This window comes from Cnuella takakiae, from assembly GCF_001953305.1.
GTDB lineage: Bacteria > Bacteroidota > Bacteroidia > Chitinophagales > Chitinophagaceae > Flavisolibacter > Flavisolibacter takakiae.
Map to the genome: position 1 here is coordinate 5,481,343 of NZ_MTFE01000010.1, position 9,712 is coordinate 5,491,054.

At 45.0% G+C, this 9,712-nt stretch carries 13 protein-coding genes; 4 read left to right on the forward strand and 9 right to left on the reverse strand.

Annotated features, from left to right (window positions below):
* Positions 1-100 precede the first annotated feature (100 nt).
* The 7 genes from BUE76_RS23345 to BUE76_RS23375 all read right to left on the reverse strand — a co-directional run bounded on the left by BUE76_RS23345 (position 101) and on the right by BUE76_RS23375 (position 6,635).
* Positions 101-748 carry a hypothetical protein gene (locus BUE76_RS23345; RefSeq protein ID WP_073038963.1) on the reverse strand — a complete coding sequence of 216 codons (648 nt, stop codon included), beginning with the start codon at positions 746-748 and terminating at the stop codon, positions 101-103.
* Complete coding sequence (locus tag BUE76_RS23350; protein WP_073038965.1) at positions 745-1,707, reverse strand: hypothetical protein; 963 nt, start codon at positions 1,705-1,707, stop codon at positions 745-747. The genes BUE76_RS23345 and BUE76_RS23350 overlap by 4 nt, the downstream gene beginning before the upstream one ends.
* 13 nt (positions 1,708-1,720) lie before the next feature.
* Positions 1,721-2,944: a restriction endonuclease subunit S gene (locus BUE76_RS23355; protein ID WP_083596268.1), complete on the reverse strand. Its 1,224-nt coding sequence runs from the start codon at positions 2,942-2,944 to the stop codon at positions 1,721-1,723.
* Complete coding sequence (locus BUE76_RS24965; RefSeq protein WP_073038967.1) at positions 2,944-3,384, reverse strand: hypothetical protein; 441 nt, start codon at positions 3,382-3,384, stop codon at positions 2,944-2,946. The genes BUE76_RS23355 and BUE76_RS24965 overlap by 1 nt, the downstream gene beginning before the upstream one ends.
* 102 nt (positions 3,385-3,486) lie before the next feature.
* Positions 3,487-4,605 carry an ImmA/IrrE family metallo-endopeptidase gene (locus BUE76_RS23365; RefSeq protein ID WP_073038969.1) on the reverse strand — a complete coding sequence of 373 codons (1,119 nt, stop codon included), beginning with the start codon at positions 4,603-4,605 and terminating at the stop codon, positions 3,487-3,489.
* A gap of 10 nt (positions 4,606-4,615) precedes the next feature.
* Positions 4,616-4,951: a type II toxin-antitoxin system RelE/ParE family toxin gene (locus BUE76_RS23370; RefSeq protein WP_073038971.1), complete on the reverse strand. Its 336-nt coding sequence runs from the start codon at positions 4,949-4,951 to the stop codon at positions 4,616-4,618.
* 103 nt (positions 4,952-5,054) lie between these two features.
* A complete protein-coding gene (locus tag BUE76_RS23375) occupies positions 5,055-6,635 on the reverse strand; it encodes a class I SAM-dependent DNA methyltransferase (protein ID WP_073038973.1) in 1,581 nt (526 codons plus the stop codon).
* A 202-nt stretch (positions 6,636-6,837) separates the two neighbouring features.
* Here BUE76_RS23375 and BUE76_RS23380 point away from each other — a divergent pair, with 202 nt between their 5' ends.
* Positions 6,838-7,227 carry a hypothetical protein gene (locus tag BUE76_RS23380; RefSeq protein WP_073038975.1) on the forward strand — a complete coding sequence of 130 codons (390 nt, stop codon included), beginning with the start codon at positions 6,838-6,840 and terminating at the stop codon, positions 7,225-7,227.
* A 459-nt stretch (positions 7,228-7,686) separates the two neighbouring features.
* Here the strand turns inward: BUE76_RS23380 and BUE76_RS24625 are convergent, their stop codons facing one another.
* Together BUE76_RS24625 and BUE76_RS23385 are read right to left on the reverse strand one after the other, a co-directional pair.
* Positions 7,687-7,848 (reverse strand): hypothetical protein, encoded by a 162-nt coding sequence (locus BUE76_RS24625; protein WP_158070033.1) that lies wholly within the window; start codon positions 7,846-7,848, stop codon positions 7,687-7,689.
* A 353-nt stretch (positions 7,849-8,201) separates the two neighbouring features.
* On the reverse strand, positions 8,202-8,606 hold the full coding sequence (locus BUE76_RS23385; protein ID WP_143157149.1) for a hypothetical protein: 405 nt from the start codon (positions 8,604-8,606) through the stop codon (positions 8,202-8,204).
* On the opposite strand from BUE76_RS23385, the gene BUE76_RS23390 reads away from it, so the two are divergent.
* The 3 genes from BUE76_RS23390 to BUE76_RS25240 form a co-directional block, all read left to right on the forward strand.
* Positions 8,594-8,803, forward strand: a complete 210-nt coding sequence (locus BUE76_RS23390) for a hypothetical protein (RefSeq protein WP_143157150.1) — start codon at positions 8,594-8,596, stop codon at positions 8,801-8,803. The two genes, BUE76_RS23385 and BUE76_RS23390, sit on opposite strands and share 13 nt — an antisense overlap.
* Positions 8,804-8,834: 31 nt before the next feature.
* The gene (locus BUE76_RS23395; protein ID WP_073038981.1) at positions 8,835-9,212 is read left to right on the forward strand and encodes a single-stranded DNA-binding protein; all 378 of its coding nucleotides are present in this window, start codon (positions 8,835-8,837) and stop codon (positions 9,210-9,212) included.
* A 117-nt stretch (positions 9,213-9,329) separates the two neighbouring features.
* Positions 9,330-9,712 (forward strand): DUF932 domain-containing protein (locus BUE76_RS25240; protein WP_254049547.1); only part of this gene is annotated, 383 nt, incomplete at its 3' end.

A 9,712-nucleotide genomic window follows, 5' to 3' on the forward strand; every position in this document is an offset into this window, starting at 1 on the left:
GGGCCCGGCAACACCGGAAAAATCATGACCTTTCAGCAACGTAACAGACCAGCCCAGTGACACAGTTTATGTAATACTACCTCTTCGGTAACAAAATTCATTACTCTCTATTTTCAAAATAAAGCTTAGGTCCAGTTATGGACATTTGGTTTAAGAATAGTACCATAAACCGTCTAATAATCATTAACAGAACTAAAACAAACTCAATTAATAGAAAAAAGGATACACCATTACTAACATACAAATATGTACTCTTCAGATCTAAGAAGTAGGATTTTTCTTTAAAGAAATCAATCAATCTTTCAGGACGAAACTGTGTTAATAAGACTAAAATCAATGCAAATATTGATAATACAATTGAGAAGGCAATGTTTATAAAGAGATGGATAGTTAGATCAATTTTAGCCTTAACCCGCTTAATATCTTCTGGATTAATATTGCTTCCATTGATCTTTTGATTTTCCTGTACTTGGCTATAAACCATTGTTAAGAGCCCAAACAATAGACCTATGAAAATAGATAAGCAGGTAAGAATGATATCTACATAATCCTTATTAAACCTAAGTCCACCCCAACTAAGAAGTACAGCAATCACTAACGGCAAAATACCAAACAGAAGCTTATCAGAGATAGGCATTTCCTTCTTACCATAAAACTGCTGCTTTTCATAGTGATAAAATGTAGTTAGATGATTCTTATAAATGCTTGTTACATCGATCCTATCAAGAACTCCATTTAACCAGCTCATATATAGGGAATTAAATCATTTTTCAATATGCCAACTGCTTGCTCGAATACTTCCGAGAAATTAGGCAATTTTGTTTTTGTGTCAACATGAACTTCATGAGTTATATCATAAGCGGCGCAGAACTCGCTAGGCTTAGTAATGTTTAAAATTCGCTTTCGTCCACCGACAACTACATCGGCATATGCTTCTTCAAATTCAAAACCTTCAAGCTGCACGTGTTCTATAAAAGATGCATCATTGTATCGTATTGCTTTCTTCACACCAAAGAAGCCTCGCTTTGACTTAACGGAAAGCTCCATTTCATACCTATCTTCTTTACCTGGTTCATCACCATACAAAAGGCTTTCTACAGTCTTTGATAAAGAATGTTTGACAAAACGCAGCTTATAAATTTTACCGTCCTCGATAAATTTTTCGAATAGGGATGCAATTGAAAGGGTATTGAACTGTATTGTTAATGACTGCGATGAGTTTTGATTCACAAACTCTCGGAAAGCTTCTTCAAAAACTTCCTTGTATCCATATTGCTTATAACTCTGTGCAATAAAAATGATCTCTTTGGGTTCATTCTTATTTGCGTACAAAAGGAAAAAATAGGGATGGCAGTGAAACTGCTCCGAAGACACTTTTCCTACTGTAGTTACTTCGCCTCCAATAAGCTCATCAATTGCAGTTTCAGGACCATTATGCCCTTTCATTACTGTGCCCGCCACAATATTATTTGAAGGCGAAGCTTGCATCGTTTTACTAAGATATAATACACGATTTTGAGCTTTATTTGTGAAAACAGACCTAGTATCTATTGTCTTTACAAACCCATTGTAGATATCAAAAATATTTTCAGTACCAAAGACTTGGCTAAGTGATAGCTGCTCAGAGTCAGGTTTATTCCTTGGCTTAAACTTTATCTTATAGCAGTTAAGACAAATTGCAATGTCTTCAGGGTTCTTTTTGGTCATTTTAAGGGGCTTATTATGGTATAGCTAAATGGTTGCTCATCAACTTTGGCAGTAAACTGTCTCGAAGCTGAGTGAGTGTTTTGGATTGATATTCTGATTGATGTGCTTGTACCTTTAAATTAATGGCTACGTCTTCAAACTTTTCAACAAGATCAAAGCTTGGAATTACAAGCTTAATTGATGATAAAATAGCTTGATTTAGCAGAGGTTGTCCTGATCCACTTTTATGATTATTTAAGTTTAAGGACAACAACTTGTTGTAACAATACAGGCTTGAACCTTCATACTTAGATTCCGCTACAATTGCATTCTCTGTTACAAAAGCTTTTTCAGTGGTATAATAAACTACTCCACAATAGCTTCCTACTCGTCCTACAATACTTGCATTTGGCTTACAGTTAAATAATTCAGTATAGCCGATAATTCCATTTGCTCCATAGACTGGGAATGTAAATTCTTCACCTCTGTTTGGCGATGCTTTTCCATTACGAAAGTTCAAGAGCTCACCTAAATTGCCAACTCTCCACCCCTTCGGTATCATCCCCAACTCACTTTCCTCCATCTCACCCGTAGCGCCGGGAAAGTTGAAATCCACAAACCATTCTTTAAACAAGGCTTGTGCAATGGCTTCAAGGATTTGGGCTGTTTGGCGGTTGAGGTCTATTTTGTCGTCCAAGCTTTTCAGAATACCGCCAATTTTACGTTGTTCGTCAATCTCGGGAAATATTACTTCCATTGAATTGATTGCCGTTGCATTCAAGCTAGCCCGCGTCGTTAAAGACGAATGTTGTGCAACTTGATCTCTGAAAAATGGACTGCGTAAAAAATAACCAAGGTATAGTAAGTCTATTTCTACTTGTACATCGTCTTTTAAGCGAAGCCGCTTTGTAAACCCGTTAAAAGTGGCATTTGGATAATCTTTCAATGCCACTGAACTCATTCCAAGTTCATGCTGCGTTTCGCTTGTACGAGTCAAAAACACATCTCCCTTTTTTACAGAACAAGATTTTATCTCTTTCTCATTCGTATTAACTAAACTGGTCAATTCACCAGGTAAAAAGTAATTCTGAAATACATCTTTAAATGTAACGAATGGATGACCAAAGCCAAATTGGTCGCGAGGCTTGGACAGACCTGAAAATACATTATACAAGTCTCCGATCTTATACTTCTTCCATTTGGGAGCTTCCATCTCAGTAGATGTCATCGTTTCATTGAATATTTTAACCCCTTCCATTATTCTCCTTTATTCTCTATTTCTGAATGCTTTGTCACCACCGGATCTACCTGCCCACCTGATACCGCTCCTTCCCGCAGCAGGTTGAACAGCGGTGTATTCATATAATAATTGCTTTTGCCCAACCGGAACTTCTGAAGCATGCCTGCGCCTACCAGAGCTTCGAGGTAGGCCGTAGCCGTGGGGCGGCTTACCTGTAGTTCGGCTACCACAAACTCGATCTTGGTATAGGGATGCCGGAACAGGTTGTTGAGCAGGTCCTGGCTATAGATCAGGATGCTTTTGTTGGGAATGGTTGCCGACCTGCTATTTAGCAGGGGCAGCTCGTGGGAGATGATTGCCAGTTGTTTAAGCGCAGGTTTGGCTCCGAGGTCGCCATCCGAAGGCAGGTATTTAAGGGTAAAAGCCACAGTCTTGTTTTGGTTAAGGTAAATGCTCATGTAAAGAAAACCCAGTTTTCTTTACATGAAAGAGACGACGTATAAAGAAATGAGCTGACACTTTATCTGTTGAAGGGCTATTTTCACGACTTGTCATCCCGGTTAAGCCGCCTTTACCGCACCTGCCAGCTTCGGAAACAGATTCATTTTCTCCTTTAGTTGGTTACCAAAGCTGAAGTCGGCCCATTTCAGGTGTTGCAGCCTGCCAACAATGATTCCAGGGTGGGTGTAATAGGCGGCTGCAAGCTTAATGATCGTACTATCTGTGAATCCATCCTCCAAATCCGCCAAAGCCCTTTCGGGCAACAGCAGCTTTGACGCAAATGCGTTGGCCTGCGTTTCCTTTTCTGTTAAAGTTTTATTTCGCTCTACTTCAATAAATACCTCTTTCTTTCCATGCAACAAAATATGGCCAGCCTCGTGGTAAAATGTAAACCAGAACTGGTCATTGGTTTTGTATCGATCCGTGAGTTGCACCAGTGGATTGCCGCCGATCCAGCGGGTGGCACCACAAACTGGCACTTTGGGAAAACAAGGTGTATAAACCAACGCTACACCACAATTGTGGCAGATAGCCTGAAGTTGCAGGGAAAGATCATGCGGGTGCATCACTACCAACTCCTTAATAGTGGTATCAAGCGCCTGCCGGAAAGCAAGTTTATCAAAAGGAGGCAATTCACTTTTACGCATTTCCAACTCCCCGGTACGAAGCCATGCGGCCATTGCCGCTATACTCGCAGTATGTGCTTCACTCTTCCGAAAGTCCGCCAGTTCCGTTATGCCATTTTCATAAACATGCTGCCACGCTTCAACTGAAGCAACGCCAAAAAAACGCAGCACCTGATTTACAGCTTCTCCGTTTGCTTTTCGCTCGGTAATCTGCCCAAAGGCTACCAACTCTTTCAAAGGCATGTTCTTCACCCATTCCACATTGGCTTCGGCTTGTTCTGCTTCTTCTATCCGGGCCAGCTTTTCACGATAATTAGTTTCCCGGGCCATCCAAAAACCAGCTTCGATACCCAGCACCCTTTCCAGTTGCAGGGCGGTGTTTAGTGTAATTGGCTCTTTTCCGGTAATAATGTCGTGAACCTTTGAAGGCTTCTTTCCTAATCTTTCAGCCAACTCAGCTTGCGAGATTCGGTAATGTTCAATGGTTTCCAATATGGTATCGCCAGGGGGAGACAAAAGCTCCTTTGCTGCCTGTAATTCCTTTTTATTCATAAAGAACGATTTAATGATAATCCTCCTGTGCGGAAATTATCTGTATATCTGTAACCAGAATACGGTTGATGGTACCGTCGTCGTTCAAGGGTATTGGATCGTGATCAATTATAAAAATCAGCCGGTGATTGGCCGAAATATCAACAGCCCACTTGCCATCGCGGTTACCTGATAGCGGGTGGCATCGGGCTTGCGGAATACTGCATAAGACTTTCAAATTTGGGGCAGATCCTATATCATCAAGGCGCTGCGCCACCCTTTTTGCATTAATCCCAAAATTCTTCTTAATGGCAACTGGGCCATCCAGCAACTTTTCTAGCTTGTTAGTTTTATAAGAGATATTCACGCAAATATAAAAATGTTACCCAAAAAGGGTAATAAAATATTTAAAAAATTATTCCAGGTTTTACAACTGCGATAAATCAGCAAACGTGCAGGCAATCTAAATTTTAAAATTCGTAACCGATACTCTTGAGGTTTTCTCTTATTTCGGCTTCCAGTGTATGGCCCTTGGCAAACTGCTCGGCTAGCTTGGTAGTGAGTGCCGCAATCTTGTCGGCAAAGAGCACTCCATCGTCCTCTTCGGCCTCGGTGCCTACATAGCGGCCGGGCATCAGCACATAGTTGTTGGCCCGCACTTCGTCGAGCGTGGCGGCCTTGCAGAAACCGGCAACATCGGCATAAGCCTCACCGGTATTGCGCCAGTGGTGGTAGGTGCCGGCAATCTTTTGGATATCGGCATCGGCCAGCTCGCGGTTGCGGCGGCTTACCATCACACCCATTTTGCGGGCATCAATAAAGAGGATCTCGTTGCTCCGGTCGCGGAGGCCCTTACCGGCGCCACCGGTGTGGAGCGTACCCTGACGTTTGCGTACCAGGAACCACAGGCAGGCAGGAATCATGGTATTGTAAAAGAGCTGGCTGGGCAGGGCTACCATACAATCTACCAGCCCGGCTTCGATCATGGCTTTGCGTATGTCGCCTTCCGAGCCGGTATTGCTGTTCATGCTGCCATTGGCCAGCACAATGCCCGCCGTGCCATTGGGGCTCAGCTTGTGTACAAAGTGCTGAAGCCAGGCGTAGTTGGCATTGCCCACGGGTGGGGCGCCGTACTTCCAGCGGGCATCTTCGCGCAGCTGCTCGCCGCTCCAGTCGCTGATGTTGAAGGGCGGGTTGGCCATGATAAAGTCGGCCTTCAGGTCCTTGTGGCGGTCGTGAAGGAAGGTGTCGCCCAGTTCTATCTTGGCATCAATACCACGGATGGCCAAGTTCATCTTGGCCAGGCGCATGGTGGTAGGGTTGCTTTCCTGTCCAAACACGGACAGGTCGCCGAGGCGGCCGCCGTGCTCTTCCAAAAATTTCTCTGACTGTACAAACATGCCACCGGAGCCACAGCAGCCATCGTACACCCGGCCCTTGTAGGGCTCCAGCATTTCTACCAGCAGCTTTACAATGGAGGCAGGCGTATAAAACTGGCCGCCGCTTTTGCCTTCGGCATCGGCAAACTGTCCCAGGAAGTATTCGTACACGCGGCCCAGCAGGTCCTTGGCCTTGTGGCCCGGCTGGTTGAAGCCGATGGTACCAATCAGGTCGATGAGTTCGCCCAGGCGCTGTTTGTTAAGGTCGGGGTCGGCGTAGATCTTAGGCAGCACGCCTTTGAGCGAGGGGTTGAGCCTTTCGATTTCGTCCATGGCATCGTCTACCAGCTTGCCTATCTCGGGCAGCTTGGCTTTGGACTGCAGGTAGCTCCAACGGGCCTTCTCGGGCACGAAGAAGATATTGTGGCTTAGGTATTCGTCCTTGTCGTTGAGGGTATGATAGCGCCCTTCCTCTTCCTCCACGTACCATTCGCTTTCCGCGTCTTCCAGCTCCAGCTTCAACTGGTCGTAGCGGGTGTTGAAGGCATCGGAAATGTATTTGAGGAAGATGAGGCCGAGTACCACGTGTTTGTATTCGGCGGCGTCCATATTGCTGCGGAGTTTATCGGCAGCGGTCCAGAGGGTGCGTTCGAGGTTTTTGATGTCGGTCATAAGCGGAGCACAGTCGGGTTTGGCGGTTGAAAGTAAGACTTTGACAGCTATTGTAGTTTAAGGCCTACAAACTACCATCCTGCAATGTTTGCCAAAGCTAAATTGTCATTTCCAACTCTCACAAAAGGAGTTTTGGTACAACGAAAGGAACTAATATTTCAATAAGCAAATAGGTGGCAAACTGGTTTTTTCACTTTGCCTGGTGCAGTTTCAGCTCACCATAAAGTACTCCATCTACACCTACACCTTTCGGGTGGAGCGGACTGCTGCCGACCGCAGTTTCGAGCGGTACCGGCTGACTGCAGGTGATCGGGTGGTTATGCTCCAGTGCAACCGTCCTATGCTACTTGCGCGAGGGCTGAAGAAAAAGCCGATTACCTGGAAGGTGCGGGAGGGTGAGGTGAAAGACGAAAAGGCGCTGGCCAAAGTGTACCAAGCGATCGAAAATTATTTAAAAGCCGCTTCACCGGAGGTAAACCCGATCAGGCCTGCAAAGCTGCCGGACCTACCTGCACGGGTACTGATGCACCAAACGAACATGCGTAAGAAAGGCGGAGGTGGTGGCCCTACCTTGGAACAAAGGGCAAAATAAAAGCCCGCTTAGAACAGCAGGCCGTCAACCAAACTAACTGCTTGGTAAAAAGCAAATAATGTTAACTCGTTACTTAGTTCAGCGATTATTTCTGAGGAAACAATACAAATCTATAGACATTTCAAAAAGGAAGCTAGGCAAATACCTTAGCCCATTAATTTTTCCATTTAAAACTAAAAACTAAAATAGGGGTATAACACTACATTATACGCTTAGGATGCAGGCTTTTTTGCCAGTCACCTACAATGTTTTGTATTGACTCACATAACTCTTGATAAGTGTCTGGCTTGTGAAAGAATCCTTGAACTGGCAGGTCATATGTGTAATGAATTTGTTTTTCAGAAGCAATGTTGGACCAAAAGACAAAAGGCACACTCTTTTATTTCAAGCCTTCATGGTCCTGCAGGCGCTTTTAAGGGTCAAATCCTGATTCTCCTATCAAGTTGACATAACAAAGAATCAAGAAAGGTGTTGTTGATTTTGTTTGCAGATAATTAAAGAGCTGCCCCCATTGTCGAAAAATAGCGATGAGCGATCAATACCTACCTTTTCAGCTGCATCTTCGATTGTTTCTTGATCATCAATATCATCATCAACGATCAAAATAGGACTTCTGTTCATGATGAACTTACCCCATAATTATCATGCCAGTGGTACACTTCTTAAAACACATGAACTTTCATAAAGCTCTGAATAGATTTTACAACCAGTTTTCCACGATTTTACACTTCACTGTGCAACACTCAGAGGTATATTATAGCTTAGTTTCGGTGATAATCATTGTTCAACCAAAGGCAATTATGGCTTATAAAGCCAGGTAATTGTCTTAATGCGAGTGGTATGCCCCCTTTCAACTGTGGGGTGATCCTGCCAACCGCCCAGCGCTCATGCTGGCGGTTCACGCTTTCCAAGCACTTACTGCAGGTCGAAAGAACAAAGGCTAAAAGAATGGTGTTAGATAAATTGCTATCCTTTTATGGACTACCTAATAACACATAAATGAGTTTGGGTATACAGGCAACGCAAATCCTATTATTCTTTTGTTGCGACGCTCCATTCAGGTTTCTTTTTTCTATGAGGCTGAAAAACAATAAACCTGTTTTCAAAAGGCACCGGACAAAAGCGGCGCGAAGGTAGTGGCCTGCACTACCAAAGACACTGCAAAGAGCAAAAAGACTACGGCATAAAACGCCACCACACTCATCTTCCCTATCCCCTGCACTAGCTCCATCGATAAAGGCTCCTGCTCCCTCCCACTGATTTATTCCGTTTCCTTTTTGCCTCTGGCAGGCCACCTGCCCTTCTGCTTTCTTTTTTCCGGTTTTTTCTTTTAAAAACAATTTTTCACAGCCAGAAACCAGTAAACATGAAAGCAGCAACCTTATCCCGTCTTATGCGCATGTCGTGGGAGATACAGCGCAAGCGTAAATGCAACCGGTCTCGCTCACTCTTTGCAGCCTGGGCCATCCTGCAGAACGAGGATACCACCATTTTTTACCTCGTGCGCAGGTTCAGCCATTCCCATTATCCCAATAAGGTACGGTTGGCAGACCTCACCCTTTTTGGCGTAGCATAACCCGCATTTTTTCACCCTTAAATACTATGTTATGAACATCATCGGAAGAACAACAAAAGACGCAGTAGTGAACACCTTGAGCGATGGCCGCAAGGTGGTCAACTTTTCGGTTGCCGTAAACGACCGCTACCGACCAAGGGGCGGCGAAGGAGTAAAGACTACTACCTACTACGACTGTGCCTACTGGCTGTCGGAACGACTGGCGGAGCACCTGAAAAAAGGCACCCTGGTGGAGGTAAGCGGCCGGGTGTATGTATCGGCATACCTGGACAAGGAAGGACAACCTAAAGCCTCTCTGAAATGCCATGCCTCCAGCGTGCGCATCCACGGCTGGCCAAAGGATGCACCAGCAACAACAGCCCCAGTAAATGCAGGCGCTCCGGTGGCAGATGACGACCTGCCTTTCTAGCCCTAACGGTTCCGGTGCCGGTAGGTGCCGGAGCCTTCATTCCAATTAGTTTATAGTAAACATCAAAACCGCTGTAGTACCGCCAGCGGGATAGAAGTAAAAGCTGGGTAACCTATCATGGCACACAACCTCAATTACAACGAAACAACAGGCAAGTACAGCTTCTTTTCCGTAAAGGAAAAACCATGGCACGGCCTGGGCCAAATCGTAACCGACTACCCCACCAGCGCCGAAGCCATACAGCATGCAGGCCTGGATTATAGGGTGGAAAAACGCCGCCTGTTCACCTACGACAGCGCCAACGCTTTTGGCAATGCCGACACCATCACACCCACCATCGAAGTGCCCCAACAGTTTGCTACCGTGCGCACCGATAATGACGCGGTGCTGGGTGTTGTTGGCCGCGACTATAACGTAGTTCAAAATGTGGATGCATTTTCCTTTTTCGACAGCATCATGGGTGGCAAAGGCATCCAGTATGAAACGGCAGGTGCATTGGG

Coding starts and splice junctions, on each gene's coding strand:
- BUE76_RS24965 (WP_073038967.1), bottom strand. CDS start 3,384: ATGAGCATTTACCTTAACCAAAACAAGACTGTGGCTTTTACCCTTAAA.
- BUE76_RS23345 (WP_073038963.1), bottom strand. CDS start 748: ATGAGCTGGTTAAATGGAGTTCTTGATAGGATCGATGTAACAAGCATT.
- BUE76_RS23375 (WP_073038973.1), bottom strand. CDS start 6,635: ATGACCGACATCAAAAACCTCGAACGCACCCTCTGGACCGCTGCCGAT.
- BUE76_RS23395 (WP_073038981.1), top strand. CDS start 8,835: ATGAACATCATCGGAAGAACAACAAAAGACGCAGTAGTGAACACCTTG.
- BUE76_RS24625 (WP_158070033.1), bottom strand. CDS start 7,848: ATGAACAGAAGTCCTATTTTGATCGTTGATGATGATATTGATGATCAA.
- BUE76_RS23355 (WP_083596268.1), bottom strand. CDS start 2,944: ATGGAAGGGGTTAAAATATTCAATGAAACGATGACATCTACTGAGATG.
- BUE76_RS23350 (WP_073038965.1), bottom strand. CDS start 1,707: ATGACCAAAAAGAACCCTGAAGACATTGCAATTTGTCTTAACTGCTAT.
- BUE76_RS23365 (WP_073038969.1), bottom strand. CDS start 4,605: ATGAATAAAAAGGAATTACAGGCAGCAAAGGAGCTTTTGTCTCCCCCT.
- BUE76_RS23390 (WP_143157150.1), top strand. CDS start 8,594: ATGAAAGCAGCAACCTTATCCCGTCTTATGCGCATGTCGTGGGAGATA.